20 protein-coding genes are annotated in these 18565 nt (G+C 36.8%); 11 read left to right on the top strand and 9 right to left on the bottom strand.

Annotated features, from left to right (window positions below):
• Window positions 1–89 precede the first annotated feature (89 nt).
• The 3 genes from EVJ47_01060 to purH all read right to left on the bottom strand — a co-directional run bounded on the left by EVJ47_01060 (window position 90) and on the right by purH (window position 3706).
• On the bottom strand, window positions 90–662 hold the full coding sequence (locus tag EVJ47_01060; GenBank protein ID RZD14905.1) for an SIS domain-containing protein: 573 nt from the start codon (window positions 660–662) through the stop codon (window positions 90–92).
• A 16-nt stretch (window positions 663–678) separates the two neighbouring features.
• Entirely contained in the window at window positions 679–1956 is a 1278-nt protein-coding gene (purD, locus tag EVJ47_01055) for a phosphoribosylamine--glycine ligase (protein RZD14904.1), read from the bottom strand.
• 142 nt (window positions 1957–2098) lie between these two features.
• Window positions 2099–3706, bottom strand: coding sequence for a bifunctional phosphoribosylaminoimidazolecarboxamide formyltransferase/IMP cyclohydrolase (gene purH / locus EVJ47_01050; GenBank protein RZD14903.1), 1608 nt, complete (start codon window positions 3704–3706; stop codon window positions 2099–2101).
• 318 nt (window positions 3707–4024) lie between these two features.
• On the opposite strand from purH, the gene purE reads away from it, so the two are divergent.
• The 7 genes from purE to EVJ47_01015 all read left to right on the top strand — a co-directional run bounded on the left by purE (window position 4025) and on the right by EVJ47_01015 (window position 9196).
• Window positions 4025–4528, top strand: a complete 504-nt coding sequence (gene purE / locus EVJ47_01045) for a 5-(carboxyamino)imidazole ribonucleotide mutase (GenBank protein ID RZD14902.1) — start codon at window positions 4025–4027, stop codon at window positions 4526–4528.
• A gap of 33 nt (window positions 4529–4561) precedes the next feature.
• Window positions 4562–5011, top strand: a complete 450-nt coding sequence (locus EVJ47_01040) for a hypothetical protein (GenBank protein ID RZD14901.1) — start codon at window positions 4562–4564, stop codon at window positions 5009–5011.
• Between the two features lie 14 nt (window positions 5012–5025).
• Window positions 5026–5667: a threonylcarbamoyl-AMP synthase gene (locus EVJ47_01035; protein ID RZD14900.1), complete on the top strand. Its 642-nt coding sequence runs from the start codon at window positions 5026–5028 to the stop codon at window positions 5665–5667.
• Window positions 5668–5716: 49 nt separating this feature from the next.
• Window positions 5717–6586, top strand: coding sequence for an S-methyl-5'-thioadenosine phosphorylase (gene mtnP / locus EVJ47_01030; protein ID RZD14899.1), 870 nt, complete (start codon window positions 5717–5719; stop codon window positions 6584–6586).
• 71 nt (window positions 6587–6657) lie between these two features.
• Window positions 6658–7569 (top strand): sugar kinase, encoded by a 912-nt coding sequence (locus EVJ47_01025; protein ID RZD14898.1) that lies wholly within the window; start codon window positions 6658–6660, stop codon window positions 7567–7569.
• A gap of 33 nt (window positions 7570–7602) precedes the next feature.
• Entirely contained in the window at window positions 7603–8382 is a 780-nt protein-coding gene (locus EVJ47_01020) for a tetratricopeptide repeat protein (GenBank protein RZD14897.1), read from the top strand.
• A gap of 19 nt (window positions 8383–8401) precedes the next feature.
• Window positions 8402–9196 carry a helix-turn-helix domain-containing protein gene (locus EVJ47_01015; GenBank protein RZD14896.1) on the top strand — a complete coding sequence of 265 codons (795 nt, stop codon included), beginning with the start codon at window positions 8402–8404 and terminating at the stop codon, window positions 9194–9196.
• On the opposite strand, the gene EVJ47_01010 is transcribed toward EVJ47_01015, so the two are convergent.
• On the bottom strand, window positions 9188–9937 hold the full coding sequence (locus EVJ47_01010) for a hypothetical protein (protein RZD14895.1): 750 nt from the start codon (window positions 9935–9937) through the stop codon (window positions 9188–9190). The two genes, EVJ47_01015 and EVJ47_01010, sit on opposite strands and share 9 nt — an antisense overlap.
• A 318-nt stretch (window positions 9938–10255) precedes the next feature.
• Here EVJ47_01010 and EVJ47_01005 point away from each other — a divergent pair, with 318 nt between their 5' ends.
• The 4 genes from EVJ47_01005 to tatC all read left to right on the top strand — a co-directional run bounded on the left by EVJ47_01005 (window position 10256) and on the right by tatC (window position 13385).
• Window positions 10256–10489 carry a sulfurtransferase TusA family protein gene (locus EVJ47_01005; GenBank protein RZD14894.1) on the top strand — a complete coding sequence of 78 codons (234 nt, stop codon included), beginning with the start codon at window positions 10256–10258 and terminating at the stop codon, window positions 10487–10489.
• 159 nt (window positions 10490–10648) lie between these two features.
• Window positions 10649–11116 carry a hypothetical protein gene (locus EVJ47_01000; GenBank protein ID RZD14893.1) on the top strand — a complete coding sequence of 156 codons (468 nt, stop codon included), beginning with the start codon at window positions 10649–10651 and terminating at the stop codon, window positions 11114–11116.
• A complete protein-coding gene (locus tag EVJ47_00995; GenBank protein ID RZD14892.1) occupies window positions 11097–12494 on the top strand; it encodes a hypothetical protein in 1398 nt (465 codons plus the stop codon). The genes EVJ47_01000 and EVJ47_00995 overlap by 20 nt, the downstream gene beginning before the upstream one ends.
• Window positions 12495–13385, top strand: a complete 891-nt coding sequence (tatC, locus tag EVJ47_00990; protein ID RZD14891.1) for a twin-arginine translocase subunit TatC — start codon at window positions 12495–12497, stop codon at window positions 13383–13385.
• On the opposite strand, the gene EVJ47_00985 is transcribed toward tatC, so the two are convergent.
• From EVJ47_00985 to secF, 5 genes are read right to left on the bottom strand one after another with little or no spacing between them, the layout of a single operon-like run.
• Window positions 13372–13962, bottom strand: a complete 591-nt coding sequence (locus EVJ47_00985) for a hypothetical protein (protein RZD14890.1) — start codon at window positions 13960–13962, stop codon at window positions 13372–13374. The genes tatC and EVJ47_00985 overlap by 14 nt on opposite strands.
• 18 nt (window positions 13963–13980) lie before the next feature.
• On the bottom strand, window positions 13981–14568 hold the full coding sequence (locus EVJ47_00980) for a hypothetical protein (GenBank protein ID RZD14889.1): 588 nt from the start codon (window positions 14566–14568) through the stop codon (window positions 13981–13983).
• A gap of 2 nt (window positions 14569–14570) precedes the next feature.
• On the bottom strand, window positions 14571–15512 hold the full coding sequence (locus EVJ47_00975) for a hypothetical protein (protein RZD14888.1): 942 nt from the start codon (window positions 15510–15512) through the stop codon (window positions 14571–14573).
• Between the two features lie 31 nt (window positions 15513–15543).
• A complete protein-coding gene (locus EVJ47_00970; GenBank protein ID RZD14887.1) occupies window positions 15544–17637 on the bottom strand; it encodes a hypothetical protein in 2094 nt (697 codons plus the stop codon).
• A gap of 8 nt (window positions 17638–17645) precedes the next feature.
• On the bottom strand, window positions 17646–18551 hold the full coding sequence (gene secF / locus EVJ47_00965) for a protein translocase subunit SecF (protein ID RZD14886.1): 906 nt from the start codon (window positions 18549–18551) through the stop codon (window positions 17646–17648).
• Window positions 18552–18565: the final 14 nt, after the last annotated feature.

The raw sequence follows: 18565 nt of genomic DNA, 5'->3' as shown, positions 1-18565 counted from the left end.
TATGTTGAAACAGTTTCAAAGATTTCTATCGGCAATTTTGAGCCTTTTTTGATTCAGGTTCAGGTTTATCTGCCGAAGTCGTCATCGGCTTATTCGAAAGCAAGCTCGACTATCTCGCATATAATATGGGCGATTAGAATGTGGTTTTCCTGTATTCTCGGCGTGTCCTTGGAAGGAATTTTTATTATAAAGTCGCACATATTTGCCATTTCGCCGCCGTCTTTTCCCGTAAAACCGATAATCTTCATATCGAGTTCTTTAGCTTTTATAATAGCCGATATTATGTTTTTCGAGTTTCCCGATGTCGATATGCCCCAGAATATATCTCCTTTGCGGCCGTTTGCCTCTAATTGCCTCGAAAATATCTTGGAAAAATCATAATCGTTGGCAATTGCGGTTAAATTGGAAGTATTAACGGTAAGGCTTTCCGCGGGAAGCGCCCTTCTTTCTTTGTAAAACCTTGAGACAAGTTCTGCGGCTATGTGTTGGGCGTCGGCGGCCGAACCGCCGTTTCCCGCAATAAAAATTTTTCCGCCGTTTTTATAGGCGCCTTCGATGGCTCTGGATATTTTGCTTATCGTCTTTATAGCCTCCCTGTCCGAGGCCGTTAATTCCAAAAGCCTTTGCGCATCGCTAAATCTTTCTATTATTAAATGTTCCATAATGTAATGTAATATTTTATTTAAAAAGCGATTTCCCTATATCGTTTCGATAATATTTATTTTCAAATTTTATATTTTTTGCAATTTCGTAAGCCTTGTCCACGATGCCTTGCGTTTTGCCTTTAACGCAAACATTTAAAACCCTGCCGCCGTCTGTGTAATATTTTTCGTTTATTTTTTTTGTTCCGGCATGAAAAATATAATAATCCGCGCTGTTATCCCTGCATAGATTAGGCAAATTGCCGAATGAAATCTCGTAGCCGGTTTTATAATCTTTCGGATAGCCCAGTGATGATAAAACAAGACAAATAGATTTATTGTCGTCAAACTCAAGCGTATAGTCTTTTAAATTTTCATTTATCACGCTTAGAAACAGATCTATTATATCAGATTTAAGCCTTATGAGTATCGCCTGGGTTTCGGGGTCTCCAAACCTGACATTAAATTCGAGAACATAAACATCGCCGCCTTTTATCATAACCCCTGCATATAATACGCCCTTATAATCCACGCCTTCCTTCTTAAGCCCTTCCAAAGCAGGTTCTATTATGGTTTTATTAATTTTATCCTCCAAATCTCTCGAAACGAATGGATTAGGAGAAACGGCCCCCATTCCTCCGGTATTTTCGCCATTATCCCCGTCTAATATCTTTTTATAGTCCATGCTGGTGGCGAGAGGCTTATAAGAAATACCGTCGGTAATTACCATATACGAAAGCTCGAAGCCGTCTAAGTAATCTTCGACAATGACCGTTTCTCCGCTTTCCCCGAAAATATTTTTATTAAAAATAGAATCTAAGATACTTTTGGAATCCTCAACGCTGTTGGAAATAAAAACCCCTTTTCCGGCGGCAAGCCCGCTCGCCTTAATAACTAAAGGATGAGGTTTTTTCAGGACAAAGTTTGATGCGCAGGTAAAATCCGTAAATGACCGGTAATCCGCTGTTTTTATGGAATTTCTTTTAAGGAAATCTTTGGCGTATTCCTTAGAGGATTCCAAAAGGGATGCTTTTTTATTCGGACCGAATATCTTCAGGCCGTTTGCCGTAAATTCATCGACTATCCCCAGAGACAGGGGTATTTCAGGACCTACTATCGTTAAATCTATTTTGTTATTTTTTGCAAAATCAACAAGACCGCTTATGTCATCCTGCTTTATCATTATATTTTCGGCATTATCTAATGTACCGCCATTGCCGGGGGCGCAATACACTTCGGTATCAATCCTTGAATTTCTAACGGCATGAATTATGGCGCTTTCCCTTCCGCCTGAACCTATAATAAGAATTTTCATAGATATGTTTTTGCCTTTCCTTTAACTAAAATTTAAAATTGTGGGTGGAACCGTTAAAAATGTTTCAAAGCCCGATAAAACTGAAAATTGCTTAACATCGGAGTATCTAAAATATTTTTCATTGCTTGATTAAGAGATAAAATCAGTGTTTAAAATGCCTTATGTTTGTAAATATCATCGGGATATTTAATTTATCCGCCTCGGAGATAACCTCGTCATCCCTGATTGACCCCCCAGGTTCTATTATCCCGATAACTCCTATCTTACCAGCATATTCCACGGAATCCTTAAATGGAAAAAATCCGTCCGAAGCCATAACGAAACCCCTGACATCCCCGTAAGAATCTTTCATTTTTTGATAAGCAAATTTAGCGCTGTCTATTCTCGACATCTGTCCTGCCCCGATTCCCATGGTAACGCAATCTTTCGCATAAACTATGGCATTGGATTTGACATGTTTTGCAATCTTCCACGCAAAAATCAGGTCGTTTAATAAATAATCGTCCACCTTTTTATCCGTAACCGTTTTAAAAGAAAGCGTATTTTCCGGCGCATCGTCTTTTTCCTGAACAAGAACCCCGCCCGAAGCGCTCCGTAAAGAAAATTTATCTCTTTTAAGAATATAATCGGTAAAATACTCGACGATTATCGTATTTTTCTTGGTTTTTAAAATTTCTATGGCATCCCTGCTATAACCCGGGGCTAAAATAATTTCAACAAAAAACGGCTTGATTTCGAGGGCGGTTTCTTTATCCACCTTCTTATTAAAACCTATTATCCCTCCGTAAGATGAAATCTCGTCGGTCTTTCTTGCCTTAAGGAATGCATCTTTTAAAGATGTTTTACTTAATGCGGCTCCGCAAGGGTTGGTATGTTTCACGATTACGGAGAACCAATCGTCCGCTGCATAAAAATCCCTTATTATATTGAAGGTTGAATCTATATCTAACAGGTTATTATATGAGATATCTTTTCCCGAGATCTTTTTGAAAGCGGGGTAATCGTCCCTCTTTTGTTCGTTTGCTGCAATTTCCTTTAAATCTTCTTCAAACTCCGCCTCGTAAAATGCGGCTTTTTGGTGGGGATTTTCACCGTATCTTAAAGGCGATAATTTTTTAAGATTCAGATTCAACTCTCCTTTAAAAACTACATCCTTTTTTTCTTTTTTTGAACCTAAAAAATTGGAAATTTCACTGTCATACTCTGCCGTAAGTTTAAAAGCCTCATATGCAAACACCTTTTTGATTTCTTGCGGTATTTCCTGTTTGTTTTTAAGAAATTCTATTATATCAGGGTAGTAAGCAGGGCTTGTCGCTACCGAAACATGCCTGAAGTTCTTTGCCGCCGCCCTTATTAAAGAGACGCCGCCTATATCGATAAACTCAAGCTTTTCTTCGAATGTTATATCTTTATCTTTCATTTCTTTAAACGGATACAGGTTTACGACAACGAAATCGATGGGGCTTATATTATTTTTTTTCATATCTTCTATATGGTTTTCGTTGTCCCTGATTGACAGAATTCCTCCAAAAATAACGGGATGCAATGTTTTAACTCTTCCATCCATTATCTCGGGAAAATTTGTTATCTCGTCTATTCTTTTTAAATCCGTTATTCCAGCAGATTTTAATGTATTATAGGTATTTCCTGTCGCGATAACGGTATAACCGTCTATCTCGAGGTGGGTTGCAAGTTCCACAACACCTGTTTTATCATAAACGGATATAAGCGCATATCTTTTTTTGAGCATAAGTAAATTTTCCTTTGATTTTAAAATATTATATAGTAGAATATAAAAAAATTTTATTAATTTTACTAATTTTAAATATTTATTTCAAATGAAAAGATTGAAACTTTGGGTTTTATTATTTTTAATTTTTTTTACTATGAATTTTCTAACAGGGTGCGCGCTTCTGCTTGTCGGCGGTCTTGCGGGAACCACAGGCTATCTTGCCGCAAAGCAAGGCTATGGCGTTCAATCGCCGGTAACAAAAAAATAAAAGCTTACTGCTTGATAATTGCGCAATAACCGATAATTAGAATTAATACATAATAAAAGGGAGATGTCATGGAAGTTTTAATTATCGTAGGGTCTAAGAACGATTTAACCGAGATGGAGGGGGCGGTTCAGGTATTAAAAAAGTTTGATACCGCCTTTGAAATTCATGTTTCATCCGCGCACAGGTCGCTTAAAAGAACTATCGGGCTGATAGAATCTGCCGAAAAAAGCGGCACCAAGGTAATTATAGCGGCTGCAGGGATGAGCGCTCATCTCCCCGGAGTCATAGCCGCTTTAACCGTAATCCCTGTTATCGGCGTCCCTCTTAATTCTTCCGCCCTGAACGGCCTCGATAGTTTGCTGTCCATTGTCCAAATGCCTTCGGGCATTCCTGTGGCAACTACCGCCATCGGTAAAAGTGGGGCAACAAATGCCGCCCTTTTAGCAGTTTCCATTCTTGCCGTTAATAATGCGGGCTTAACTGAAAAACTTAAAAAATACAGAAAAGAAATGGAAGAATCCGTCATCGAGGCGGATAACGAACTAAATTCAAAGTCGGCCCGCCAGGTCTGAGTTTTTATCTTTAAGGCGGCGGGGAGAAAATTTATGTCAAAAATTAAATTAAAGCCTTCCATATATGTTAATCTGGCAATTTCTATTTTTACGGGAGTTTTTGCGCAGCTTTCCATGAAATACGGAATGAACGGTTTAAAGGAAAATATCCATTTAACCGCAACGGGTTCTAATATACCTTTAAACCTGTTAAGCTCCTGTTTGAAAATTATCAAAATTTTGCTTATTATTTTTACGAATAAATTTGTAATCATAGGTATTGCTTTATATCTGATATCGATGTTTTTCTGGATCAGCGTGTTATCGAAAATCGACTTATCAGCGGCATATCCGTTTGTGAGCATCGGGGTTATTTTAACCGTGATACTTGCAGCGATTACCCTCCATGAATCCATACCGCTATTAAGATGGGCAGGAATATTTATTACTCTTTCGGGGGTTTATTTGATAGTCTCGTCCCATCAAGATAATAACGCTAAATAAGAGAAGAATATTAAATGAAAATATATAGCCAGAACAGTTTAACCGAAAATGATTATATAGATATCGGGAAACACTTAAGTTCATCCGGCATTTTGATTTATCCGACCGAAACATCATACGCAATAGGGGCTAATGCTCTTGACAACGCTGCGGTAAAAATGATTTACGATATTAAAGGAAGGGATTTTACAAAACCGCTTCCCGTATTAGTTAAAGATTTAAATATGTTGATTAATATAGCTTATGTCGGCAGGCAGGAAGAGGATATTATTTCAAAATTTTGGCCGGGACCTTTAACTATACTTTTTAAGTCTAAAATAAGCGGCAAATATTTGTTTACTTCTGATTCGGAATTTGTCGGGGCGAGGATTTCGCCGCACCCTTTTCCCGAAATGCTGTTTAACAAAATAGACTTTCCGATAACCGCGACAAGCGCGAATATTTCGGGAGAAGATAGTTTAGCGGATTTCGAAAGCATAAAAAGGGTTTCCAAGGGATTTGAAGAAAAAATTGTGCTGATAGACGGCGGAGAACTTACAGGGGGCGCATCTACGATAATAAGAATCGAAAAAAAGAAAGTTATAATGGTGAGAGAAGGCGATAATAATACAAAGGAACGGTTAGTCTGCTATATGAAAAACAAAAAAATTTTATAATAAAGCCACAATAATGCCCCCGATGGGTTGGGGCGGAGGTATGGAAATAATGAATGAAAGTAAAGATGTATTGGGAATAATCGGCGGCAGCGGATTATACCATATGGACGGGTTAAAAAATATAAAGGAGGAGTCTTTTGACACGCCGTTCGGCAGTCCTTCGGATAAATTGGTTTTCGGAGAAATAGACGGGAAAGAGCTTGTCTTTATCCCAAGGCATGGAAAAGGGCACAGAATTTTGCCTTCGGAGATAAATTATGCCGCGAATATTTATGCGCTTAAGGCGGCAGGGGTTAAAAAAATTATATCCGTTAGCGCGGTCGGAAGCCTTAAGAGAGGTATTAAGCCAGGCGATATGGTTATTATCGACCAATTTTTCGATTTCACAAAGAACAGAAAGAATACCTTTTTCGGAGATGGCTTGGTTGCGCATGTTTCGATGGCCGAACCCGTTTGTCCGCACTTAAGAAAAGTTGTGGTAAATTCGTGTAAATCTTTGGGGATGCCTTACCATGATAAAGGGACATATTTTTGCATCGAAGGTCCGCAATTTTCCACAAAAGCGGAATCTTTTTTCTATAAAAGCGGCAATTTCGATGTCATAGGGATGACAAATGCGACGGAGGCTAAACTCGCCAAAGAAGCCGAACTTTGTTATGCCACGATTGCTATGTCAACGGATTACGATTGCTGGCACGAGGAGGAAGACAATGTCAGCGCCGATATGATACTTAAGATTCTTAACGAAAATGCCCAAAAGGCTAAAAATATAATTAAAGAAGCGGTTAAGATAATGAACTTTGAAGAAAGGGAGTGTGAATGTGGGTCGTCCCTTAAGCAGGCGGTAGTTACCGCAAAAAACGATGTTCCGAAAAGGACATTGGAAAGGCTTGCTATTTTTAATTTATACGGGAAGTGATATTTAATGTCCTTAATCTTTCTAACACGGGATTAAGGAATAAAAATTTATATTAATTTAGGGAGTGGCAAATGGCTGTAACTGTTGTCGGTTCTGTAGCTTTAGATAATGTCGAAACGCCGTTTAAGAAGATGAATAATATTCTCGGCGGTTCGGCCTCGTTTTTTTCCCTGTCGTCCTCGTTTCTCACCGATGTGAAAATAATAGGGGTAATAGGCGACGATTTTAATCAAACATATTTAGATATTTTTAAGGACAAGTCAATCGATATTACCGGTTTGAAGACGGAAAAGGGGACGACTTTCCACTGGGAAGGGAGATACGGATACGACCTGTCAGACCCAGAAACATTAGAAACGGACCTCGGGGTTTTTTCTTCTTTTAAACCGGTGGTGCCTCATAGCTTTAAAAATGACACGCTCTTTCTTGCCAACATAGACCCTGATATTCAGTTTGATGTTTTAAGCCAGATGAATTCGCCAAAATTGATTGCTCTCGATACTATGAATTTTTGGATTGAAAGAAAAAGAGAAAAACTTATCAAAGTAATCGAAAAATCCGATATTTTTATTATAAACGAGTCGGAAGCAAGGCTTTTGACGGGTGAGTCGTCCATATTTTTAGCCGCTAAAGCCATACATAATTTTGGGGCAAAAATATTAATCTTAAAAAGGGGGGCTTACGGAGCCACAATGTTTTTAGACGACCATTTCTTTATTGTTCCCGCTTACCCTTTAGAAGACATTAAAGACCCGACCGGGGCGGGCGATTCATTTGCGGGGGGTTTTTTGGGGTATATAGATAACACCGGCGATATGTCGTTCGAAAATTTAAAAAAGGCTCTTGTTTTCGGAAACATTATGGCTTCTTTTGCCGTCGAGGATTTTTCGGTGGACAGGCTATTGGCAATAAAAATGGACGAGATTAAGGACAGGTTTAAGAAGTTTAGGGATATGACATATTTCGGAGAGCTTTCACTTTAAATTTAATTTAATTAATGATATTATTCTTTTATTATGTTTAGATTAAATAATCGTTTAAAATTAATTTATATAATCCTTTTAATAACAGGTTTATCCGCCGTATTATACGGTTGCGGGCTGTCCCAGGTTTCCGAGACGAATAAACTTAAATCAAACCTTTATTATAAGCTCGGTGTCGGGTATTATCAAAATGAAAACTATGTAAAGGCGATGCAGGAATTTATCAGAGCAAAGAAACTAAATCCGTATTCGGCAAAAAATTACAATGCTATCGGAATGGTTTATATGATGACGCATAGGGAGGGTAAAGCTATAATAAACTTGAAAAGGGCGATTGATTCAGATAAAAAATTTTCCGATGCGTATTATAACTTAGCGCTTATTTACATAAAAAAACATAACTATAAAATGGCTAAAATCAACCTAAAAATGGCATTGAAAAACCCGTTTTATAATCGGCCTTATAATAGCTATACCCAGCTTGCAAGAATTTACATTAAGGAAAATAAATTAGAAAAGGCAAAAAAATTGCTATTGATTTCAGAGTCATTGAATAAAAACTATTTTCTAACTTATTATTATCTTGGAGAATTTTATTTTATCAAAGGGAGATTAAATCGCGGTTTATTTAATTTCAAGAAGGCTTTAAGCATAGATGTATTTTTTATTCCCGCAAAATATAAAGAAGGCATAATATATTTTAAACTTAAAAAATATAATAAAGCAAAAGTAATTTTTAATTCTATTTACAAACAATACGGGAGCAGCGAGATTGGGATAAAATCGTTTGATTATTTAAAAAAAATTAAATAATTAAAAATATTACAAACTTATGGAAACGATAGGGGAATATTTTAAATTAAAAAGGGAAGAAAGCGGGTTGACTTACGGCAAAATTTCCGAAATAACAAAAATAAGACCCCAGTATATCGAAACTATCGAGAAAAATGATTTTTCTTTATTTTCTTCGCCGCAAATATTAAAAGGGTATATTAAATTAATAGGCAAAACGGTAGGAGCCGACGAGGAATACGCTTTCAGCCTATTGGAGCCGCAGCTTAAAGAAGGTTTTAAGGATAAAAATGTCGAAGATATTCTAGGTATGAGGTTTAAGGAAGAAAAGCAAATATCGTACAAATTTAAAAAAAGAATTATAATAACTATAACTGCAGCTATAGTTATTATAATTTTGTCTTTTGCGTCCATGAAGGTTTTTGAATTTTTTAAGTTTAAACATCGGGGTTTAGCCGTTACTTCATTTCGTTTGTCCCCAAAAATAGCGCCCGGCAGGCATCTAAAGAAAAGAAAAAAAAGTATTTTAAAATACGCCGTTATATTAAAAGGAAGTGTGACGAAAAAAACATGGGTTGCCGTCAGGATAGATGATAAAGGGCAAAAAACTTATATGTTATATCCTGGAGATGTCGAAACATGGAAGGCAAAAAAGGACATGAGGATTAAAATAGGAAACGCGGGCGGAATCCGCCTGAATTATAACGGAAAGAGTCTGGGAAAATTGGGCAAAGAAAAGGAAGTTATAACTTTAAATTTTCCCGCTAAGAGCAAAGAGGTCAACCCTGCCAACCCTAATCCAAAGAAGCAGAAAACTTCCCCCGCTTCAGGCTAAGTTACCCTTTCTGTTTTTAACTTTATACCCAATTTTATCTAATAATAATGAAAGTATAAATAAAACCACGCCGACGGCAGGAATAATTAAAATTAAGTCTTCGTCCTCTATGTTAATCTTTAAACCCTGGAAGCCCCAGTAGATTGCAAAACTGATAAGCAAAACGGATGCTATGCCTTTAATCCAGTGAGAGGGAATCTTCTTAAAGTATTTTCTTAAATGTAAAGATAAGATTAAGATAAGACAGGAGCTGATAACAAGCGAGGAAATTACCGGAATCCATTGATTGTCCGTAATTGCAAACGGAACGGCTACCACGCCGACCTCGAAAGCCTCTACTATAACCGCGCTAAAGGCAACGAAGAAGGATTTGGGCGAGCATTTTTTATGCGTGACGGAAGCGGTTTCCATCTTTTTAAAAAGCGGTTTTCCTCCTAATTTTGATGAAAACGGCGTCAGATAAAATATGAAACTGAGCAATTTGTAAGAAAAATACAGTCCTATGGCAAGCAGAATAACCGCTATTATTAATTTGACGGTAGAAATGGGAACGGATCTTATAAGGGTTATGCCGCCTATAAAAAGAATGAGCAATGAGCCGAAAAATCCTGCTATTCCTCCGGCAAGAGCGCTCGATAAACCGATATCCTCGCCGACGACGAATATTATTGCGGCCACTTCGCTTAGCTCGATAACTGCTACGGAAAAAACGGCTATAAATATAAGTATGCTTAGATTCATAGCGCAATTATATCAGATTACCGATATAAAAACAATGGAACAAAAGATTGCAAAAATTGCCGATAGAGATTGTTAAACATATTGTAATGCATTAAGAATACTGGATTCCCGCTTTCGCGGGAATGACTTTGAGGGATTTTAAAAGTTCACCCGTTGGGTGTCATTCCTGCGAAAGCAGGAATCCAGAAAAATAAATTTCTATCGGCAATTTTGAGAGATTGCAAGGGGGTAAAAACTTTATTGACTTTTCTGAGAATAAGTAATAAACTGAAAAAGTTTTGAAAATTTAATAATGTATATTCTTAAGGAGGTAACATTATGGCAGTATCCCCCAACAAAACTCTTGACGCAAGCGGTTTATCGTGCCCATTGCCGATTGTTAAGACCAAAAAAGAAATCGACACGATGAGTTCAGGACAGGTTTTGGAGATAATCTCAACCGATCCCGGTTCTAAAAACGATATGACGGCCTGGTGCAAAAGAACCGGCAACGAACTTTTAGAATCGATGGAAGAGGGCGGAAAATTTAAGTTTTATGTCAAAAAATCTTGATAAAGCTTAAATTTATATATAAAAAAATCAGAGGTCATGCCTTAAAATTTAATAAAAATTTCAAAGCATGACCTTTTTATAAAAAATCTAATTCCTAATTCCATTTTTTTGTTATAATAATTCATATTATTCTTTATCTTACATTTAATTAACGAAAAGATGAAAAAGGAAAACAAAGTTTCGAAGAAACTTTATATGACTGCATCCGCGTGTCCGTCTTCGCATGCCGAAGACGCGGGTGGGGGCGGCGGAGCGCGAAAGCGAAAGGGTCAAGTTTATCGGGGCTCATTCTCGATTTTTTTGATTATTATAGCTGCAATTTTATCCCAGTTTATAAGCACAAGGACTTGTTTCGGGCTAAAAAATCCCTTTATATCCCCTTTTAAAGCGAAGCAATATAAAAACCGCATAGAAAATCCGTTAAACGGCATAACCCTGCAAGCAATAGTCAGCAGTTCGAATCCAAATAAAAATGTTGCAATAATTAACGATAAGCCTTATTATATAGGTTCTAAGATTGTGGGGAAAACGGTTGTCGGAATATCGTCCAAAGCCGTTACCATTAAATTAGAAAATGGAAAAATCGTGAAACTTTTATTAGTGCGATATGAAGGATTTAAAAAATAATTCACTGAAAGCAGATAAAAAAAATATGCCGGTTAAACTTAAGCATATTACCGTAATCCCTTTTTTTATCTTTATTGTTTTCATATTAATAATATCCATAACTGCCAAATTTTCCTTTGGTTTTAACAATTATAACAATTCTTACGATATATACCGCATAAACGGGATCAAGCTGCCCGATAAAAGAATTACGATAGAGGGCAACGATATTCCCTTAAGACCTCTGATAATAGGAATAGCCTACAAATTTCATCTTAATTATGTTCTGAGCAGTTCGGTAAAAGGATATGTCACATTGCATATACGGAAGGTTCCGCTGCCGTCCGCTTTATCCATTATCTTTAAGGCGGGGAATTTGGGTTATAGCGTCAGTAACGGGATTTTATTTATCGGTCCGCGGTCTTCGCTCACAAATAGCTATGTCGATTACAGGATAAATTTAAAATACATACAGGCTAAAAATGTTCTTCCCGTTTTAACGCCGATTTTACCGACAGGGGCAAAGGCTTATGCTTCCCCCCATGGAAATTCGATACTTGTTTACGATATTCCTTCTAATATCACAAAAATAAGGAAAATTATAAAAAGCATGGATGTCAAAAAAAGGGTTGTTCTCTTAAATGCAAGAATAGTGGACGTGACGGATAATTTTGTCAGGAATTTAGGCGTAGCATGGTCTTTTACCCCGCGAATAAGCCCTAATACAAATACGGTCACCAGCACATTAGGAAGTCCGACAGGATTTTCCGGGGCGGTTTCCTCTGCTGCGGGGTCAAATTATGGCAATATAAGCATTGGAACGGCATGGCAAAATTTCGGGCTTATATCTGCCCAGCTTTCCGCCGGGCAGCAGTTAGGATGGGATAAGATTATCGCCTCTCCGAATGTTTCCGTCGTAAGCGGACAACCTGCCACGATAAATTCAGGGGTAACATTATATTATGTGGCCTATACCTCTTCAGGCCCTTCTACGACACCTGCAAGCGGAACAAGCGGTACCACGATTATAACCCAGCAACCCGTAACATCGACGCTTCAAACTATCACGCTCGGGCTTACATTAACCGTTACACCGATAGTCGAAAGTAAAAATAATATACTGCTAAATATTACCGTTACAAATTCTGAGCCTAATTTTGGACAAGAGGTAAACGGATTTCCGGCTGTTAACAATAAAAGCGTTACAACCACCGTCGTGGTTAAAAATAATTCCACCTTAGTTATCGGCGGGATTTTATATACCGATAAATCCCATTCCAATAACGGCGTTCCATTTTTATCCACCATACCGGTTATCGGATACCTGTTTTCTTCAAGGAATAGAAGCGTTTCGAAAGAGCAGCTAATGGTATTCATATCCCCTAAAATAGTAAATTAGATGAAGGATAATATAAAAAAAGAAAAAAGCGGGAAAGGCGGGAGCGCTAAAAATGAAGAAGGCAGGATGGCTTTTCTGGAGCATTTTTCCGAATTAAGAAAAAGGATAATCTATATTTTTATCGCCCTTGTTATCGGAATGGGGTTTTCGTGGCATCTGTCTTATACCGCCATTAACTTTATAGAACTTCCTTTAAATAAACCAACCTATATTACATATTTATCGGGATATGCAAAGGTATTAATCAAAAAAGACGCTCCGTTCGCTTATTATACCTTTGGCTTAAATAAAACGCCGAAGAAATTCGTAAAACACATTTTACACTATTCAAGACCGTTGGAGCCGTTTTTTATGCAGGTCAAGGTTTCCCTTATCCTTGGATTTATGATAGCCCTCCCGTTCATACTGTTTGAAATATGGCAATTTATAAAGCCCGGTTTGTTAAAGAGAGAAAGAATGTATCTTGTCCCCTTTTTATTTTTCGGGACGCTATTTTTTATTGCGGGGATGATGTTTATGATTTTGTACATCTGGCCTGCCGTTATTAACTTTTCGTTAAGCTATCAAAGCCCTAATTTATCCCCCCTTATCAATCTAACCCATTATATCAATTTTGCATTAAGGTTAAGCCTTATATTCGGCTTAATATTCGAGCTTCCGTTAATATCTGCCCTTTTTTCCTTAGCGGGCATACTTAAACCCCATTTTTTAAAAAAATACAGGAAATGGGCTCTACTGTTAAGCCTTATTATTGCCGCTTTTCATGCCGATATAGTTACGATGTTTTTTATAGCGGTTCCGTTATATTCGATGTATGAGATAAGCATTTTAATATCTTCTATTATATGGCGGATGAAAAAAAAGCCCGCCCCGGCTTCTAATCCTGCATAGAAAAAACAGTCCCTTTTATATCGGCTTTAATGTCGGGAAAAGATTTTTTGCTTGCTTTAACGGATATGTAATCTATTACAAAAATTCTTTTTAACGAATTTATATTTTTAACGAATTTTATCGACTTGTTAAAGCCGCCGGCGATTGAAATGCTGACCGGCAGGGCCGTCACGCCCAGGGTTTTAACCGGTTTTCCAAAATCTATTTTTTCGATAATAAAGTTAGATGTCGGGGCGCTTTTAGAAATCTCCTTTATTAATGTTGAGACCATAAAGGTTTTTGGGAGTTTTGTCCTCTCCTTTTTTAACTCCGCCTTCAGGCTTTTTATCTGGTTTTTAAGATTCAACAAGCTATTTTTTTCATTCGTTAAAGATACGGTTATATTTTTTAATGTTCTAATTTTATCATTAAGCCTTATTATAGTACCGTTATTTGTTTTCAAAGTATTACTCGCGTTATTTAAAAACAAATCTTGATTTACAAGATATATAAATACAAATATCATTAAAATAACGACGGCTATTTTATTTGTCCTTAAATAGCCCGGAATTTTTTTTAATTCTTCAGATAAATTCATTTTTTTGCTTTTGCTCTTTTATTTTATAACCGGAGTTAAAGTTGCTTTCAATTGAAAGCGGTAAAAGGTGTTTCCGCCGATAATTTCCCTGCCCGCATCGGTTAAAATAACCTTTTTAAACATATTCGTTGTTTTCAATCTATCCATGTATATAGAAATTCCATTAAGAGAAATGGAGTTTCCCTCTATCGTAATAACGCCTTTTTGGAGCAATAGTCCGCTCATCCAAACCCCCGAAGGCGAAGCCTGAACCATGTCTCCTATTTTTTTATTCCATGCGACCTTAAATTTTTCAAGATTTTTTATAATTAAAATCCTTTTTTTGATTGTGTTTTTAAGATTTTTTCTGCTATTTATTGCCGATTCAAGCGATTTATTGAGAAGATTTTTGGTTTTCATCAGCGTTAGTTTCTGGTTTAGCCCGGAAATATAAATTCTTTTTGAGCTGTTTTCAAGGTATGCCGTAAAATCCAGCAAAAAGATAAAAAATCCATATGCGATAATTATAGAAAGTATTATTGCCTTTTTTCTATTTTTTATAAACCTTTCTTTATCGGCAGCGGGTAATAAGTTAATCCTTGTTTTATTGCCGTTTTTCTTTTTCATTTTTATCTGTTAACGATTAGGCCGAAGGTTGTCCACATTTCTTCAAGAGGCTTAAAGAAATCATAGTTTTCATTTATATTATATTTTACTAACCTTTTTGATAAAAATATTTTTCTTTCTTTTAACAGGCTGATAATCGAAACAGAATATGTTTTTAGGCGCATCATGTCCTTTATTTTGCCGTTAAAGTCTTCGTTTCCCGAATAAATGCCTGTTATTATTATACCGTCTATCGGAGCGATAAATTTTCCCGCAAAATAAAAATCTACGGTCTTTTTTAATTCATCCCCGATTAAAAGCGATGATTCGTCCTCATTTAGATCTTTTAGATCAATTCCTTCTATCGTCCTTTCGAAATTAACTGCATTATCTCTGATAATAACAATTTTTGCCGCCTTCTCGCCAATATCGCACAACAATAAATGATCGACCTTATTATTGCTTAAAAACATAATGTTATTATAAATTGAAGCGGTTTTGCATTCGATTGATTTTAATTTGATATCGGACTTTGCAAATATTTCTTTGAAGTTATTTATATCGTCCGCCTTAGAGACAAATGCGGTTATGTTAAGGGTTGAACCGTTTTTGACGAATATGTAATCGAATATGCAGGAAGATATAGGGAAGGGAATAAGCTTTTTTATTTCATATTCCACCGCTTTATTTAAATCGTTCCGGGGCATATCGGGTAGATAAAAATTGTAACTGTGAACGGCATCGTCGTTAATATTCGCAAATACATTATTTTTGCTTATTTTGTTGTCGTTCATTAATTTGTTAAGATTAATAGCGCTCACGCTAATATCGGGATGATTTAAGCCTGGAAGTTTAGCGTTGATAAAATTGTTCAGAAAGTAGCCGCGCCCCTTTTTTACGACTTCAAGTATTTTAAAATGATCGTAGTCAATCTCGACAGCCGTAAAAAGTTTTGTAAAAAACATATATGCAAAAAATGAAATTAAAAATTAAAAATTAAATAAAATTTAGTATTTTAATATATCCGTTAAAAAATTCGAATATAATGCCGTTAACGGGAATTTTATTTTTATAATCGCTGTCTTTATCGTAATCGCCGAAAATGCTTCCCGTAGTTTCATATTCACCGCTTTTACCGCTCCTTCCTTCCATCACTTTCCCGAAGGTACTCATGAAGGCTTTGCTCTTATTAAATAAAAATGCCTTGGGTTTTATATTGTTGTTACAGGAAGAACCTTCGATATTAAGCGTAAAATAACAGTTAAATAAACCGTTCTTTTTTGAATTTGCGTTTTTATTTTTAAACTCTCTTTTATTGATATTTAAAAGGGTAATATCCCTGATCAAAAATCTTGGCTGTTCGTTCAAAGGTCCGTGCGGGGACATCAGCTTAATTAAACCCGTTAAATCTTTTTTGACGACGGCGTTTAAATCGATTTCTTCATCGTAATCAAGAATTTTACTACCTTCGGGGGTGGAATTGTTTAAATAATCTGGATTGAGATTAACATCGGGTTCGGGAATTCGGACGGCATTTTTGGAAATGCAAGACATAAAGCCGTCGAAACTCTGCCCCTTTTTGATTGTGAGCCCGCAAGCCATTTTATGCCCTCCGAACTTGGCAAAAAATGATTCGTAATTTTTTAAAAACGCATAAATGTCGATATTGCCGCAAGACCGGGCAGAGCCGATATATACGCTGTCTTTATAACCGGTAAGAAGTAAAACGGGCTTTTGTAAATAATCGACTAATTTTGACGAAACAATGCCGATAACGCCGGGATGCCATGACTGCCCGTTTAAAATGAGGATTGGAGCGCCGTCCTCCTTTAAGTTTTTTTCGTTAATTTGACTTATTGCCTCGTTAAAACAAATGTCTTCAAGCGCCTGTCTTTTTCTGTTGGCGGCCTCCAATTCCTGAGCGAGCCTATAGACATCTTCAGGGTCTTTTTGCGTTAAAAGTTCAACGGCTATGGACGGGTCTGAGACCCTGCCGGACGCATTAATTTTTGGGGCGATTTTCCATGCAACATCAGATTCGTTAACATTGTCAAAGTGGAGGCCGCAAATCCTTTTAAGCTCCTTTATGCCAGGTCTGGGGCTGCCGTTAATTTTCTTTAATCCGTAATATGTGAGCGTCCTGTTATCCCCGTACATAGGAACTATATCCGCTATAATGCCTAGGCAGACGATATCGAGATAATCCTTAAGGTTCAGCACGGCGCGAACCTCGTCCGGGCGGGTATTAATCAAACCGTTTATCACCAACCGTTTTCTTAATGCAATTCCCAAATTGAAGGCAATGCCGACCCCGGGTAAAAGTTTAAAAGGAAACCTATCGCCTTTTCGCTTGGGATTAAGTATCGCATACGCATCGGGCAAAATTTCCTCGAAGCATGTTTCTTCTTCAGATAATAATTTGTCGTTATTTTTGGAAGCCTGCATTTTAACAGGAATTTCGTGGTGGTCGCATATTATTACATCTATATTTTTTGAATTTGCATACGATACCTCTCTAACATTCGTTATGCCTAAATCGACGGTTATCAGTAAGGATAGAGGTTTACCGCCCTTTTGATTTATGAAATCATAAATCTCGTTAATCGGTTCTATTCCAAGTCCATAACCGTCTTTTATTCTGTCGGGCAATTTATAAAAAATAGTGTTGTCATTGCCGCCTGCCTTCATCAGGTTTTTTATTTCCCTTAAAAAAGAAACAAGAAAGGAAGTCGAAGTTATTCCATCCACATCGTAATCCCCATAAATGCAAATGTTTTCATCTTCTATTAACGCTTTAGCTATACGCTCTACAGCCTTATCCATGTCTTTAATTAGAAAAGGGTCGCTCAAAGATTTTAGGGACGGACTTAAATAGTTAGATACAAAGTTGTTTAAGTAGTTATCTATGGGAGCTTTGGCGGGTTCATCTTTGCAAAATTCTTCCGAAAAAAAGGGATCGAAGTTTAACTGTGAATTAATTCTTTTCAGGACTAAAGATACAAGGGTGGTATTTGAAGCGGTTGGGTATATTTGAGCAAATGTTTTTTTTAGATATTCTTCTATATGTTCTTCAACATAATTTTTTTGCATATTTTAAATTATTTATTTTCGTTTAACATAATCATTACGGGGCTTGCGATGAATATCGAAGAGTATGTCCCGATTAAAACCCCCCATAATAATGTAAAAGCAAAGTCATGAAGAACTATGCCGCCGAGGAAAAACAAAGATAAAACCACTAAGATTACCGTAAGCGATGTAACGACAGTTCTTGTCAAAACCTCGTTTATACTTTTATTTACCAGGTCATTTAAATTAATTTGCTCTGTCTTCTCCGCTCTTTTTTTCAAGTTTTCTCTAATTCTGTCAAAAACAACGACTTTATCGGTAAGGGAATAACCCGCAACGGTTAAAATAGCCGTAATAACAAGAAGGGTTATTTCTTTCTGAAAAATAAAAATAATTCCCATAAGCGCAAGGACATCGTGGGCAAGACCGATAGCGGCGGCAAGGCCGAATCTAAATTCAAATCTCCATGTTATATAAAGTATGATTGCAATAATCGATATTATAATTGCGACAATAGCGTCTTTAGCTAATTTTTTACCGACGGAGGGACCGATCATTTCATTATTTAACACTTTGGACGGATTGTTTTTAAAGGCATTTTGTACAGTTGTCTTTATTTCATCCGTATATTTATTTAAATCCTTGGCCACCGCTTTAGTTTGGATTATAATATCGTTTTTACCCTTTATTTTAACGATTTTTACATCTTTAAACCCTTTTGACAGAAGTTCCTTCCTGACATCCGCGACGGATATTTTATGTTGAAACGAAAGCTGCAAAGACAGCCCGCCGGTAAAATCTATTCCGATTCTTGCCGTGCCTAAAATCATCGTAATTAATTCGATTAATCCGAGTACTACAAGAATAGACGATAATACGAACGAATATTTTTTTTTGCCGATAAAATTAAAATTTGTGTTTTTTATAAATTCCAATTTTTTTTAACTCC

It is taken from the genome of Candidatus Acidulodesulfobacterium ferriphilum, from assembly GCA_004195035.1.
Classification (GTDB): Bacteria; SZUA-79; SZUA-79; order Acidulodesulfobacterales; family Acidulodesulfobacteraceae; genus Acidulodesulfobacterium; species Acidulodesulfobacterium ferriphilum.
Note: the sequence above shows the minus strand (reverse complement) of the source record. Positions and strands in the feature narration are given on the sequence as shown.

Excerpts from the sequence above, each read along its gene's own strand:
- EVJ47_01060 (RZD14905.1), bottom strand. The coding sequence starts at position 662 with ATGGAACATTTAATAATAGAAAGATTTAGCGATGCGCAAAGGCTTTTG.
- purD (RZD14904.1), bottom strand. The coding sequence starts at position 1,956 with ATGAAAATTCTTATTATAGGTTCAGGCGGAAGGGAAAGCGCCATAATT.
- purH (RZD14903.1), bottom strand. The coding sequence starts at position 3,706 with ATGCTCAAAAAAAGATATGCGCTTATATCCGTTTATGATAAAACAGGT.
- purE (RZD14902.1), top strand. The coding sequence starts at position 4,025 with ATGGAAGTTTTAATTATCGTAGGGTCTAAGAACGATTTAACCGAGATG.
- EVJ47_01040 (RZD14901.1), top strand. The coding sequence starts at position 4,562 with ATGTCAAAAATTAAATTAAAGCCTTCCATATATGTTAATCTGGCAATT.
- EVJ47_01035 (RZD14900.1), top strand. The coding sequence starts at position 5,026 with ATGAAAATATATAGCCAGAACAGTTTAACCGAAAATGATTATATAGAT.
- mtnP (RZD14899.1), top strand. The coding sequence starts at position 5,717 with ATGAATGAAAGTAAAGATGTATTGGGAATAATCGGCGGCAGCGGATTA.
- EVJ47_01025 (RZD14898.1), top strand. The coding sequence starts at position 6,658 with ATGGCTGTAACTGTTGTCGGTTCTGTAGCTTTAGATAATGTCGAAACG.
- EVJ47_01020 (RZD14897.1), top strand. The coding sequence starts at position 7,603 with ATGTTTAGATTAAATAATCGTTTAAAATTAATTTATATAATCCTTTTA.
- EVJ47_01015 (RZD14896.1), top strand. The coding sequence starts at position 8,402 with ATGGAAACGATAGGGGAATATTTTAAATTAAAAAGGGAAGAAAGCGGG.
- EVJ47_01010 (RZD14895.1), bottom strand. The coding sequence starts at position 9,937 with ATGAATCTAAGCATACTTATATTTATAGCCGTTTTTTCCGTAGCAGTT.
- EVJ47_01005 (RZD14894.1), top strand. The coding sequence starts at position 10,256 with ATGGCAGTATCCCCCAACAAAACTCTTGACGCAAGCGGTTTATCGTGC.
- EVJ47_01000 (RZD14893.1), top strand. The coding sequence starts at position 10,649 with ATGAAAAAGGAAAACAAAGTTTCGAAGAAACTTTATATGACTGCATCC.
- EVJ47_00995 (RZD14892.1), top strand. The coding sequence starts at position 11,097 with ATGAAGGATTTAAAAAATAATTCACTGAAAGCAGATAAAAAAAATATG.
- tatC (RZD14891.1), top strand. The coding sequence starts at position 12,495 with ATGAAGGATAATATAAAAAAAGAAAAAAGCGGGAAAGGCGGGAGCGCT.
- EVJ47_00985 (RZD14890.1), bottom strand. The coding sequence starts at position 13,962 with ATGAATTTATCTGAAGAATTAAAAAAAATTCCGGGCTATTTAAGGACA.
- EVJ47_00980 (RZD14889.1), bottom strand. The coding sequence starts at position 14,568 with ATGAAAAAGAAAAACGGCAATAAAACAAGGATTAACTTATTACCCGCT.
- EVJ47_00975 (RZD14888.1), bottom strand. The coding sequence starts at position 15,512 with ATGTTTTTTACAAAACTTTTTACGGCTGTCGAGATTGACTACGATCAT.
- EVJ47_00970 (RZD14887.1), bottom strand. The coding sequence starts at position 17,637 with ATGCAAAAAAATTATGTTGAAGAACATATAGAAGAATATCTAAAAAAA.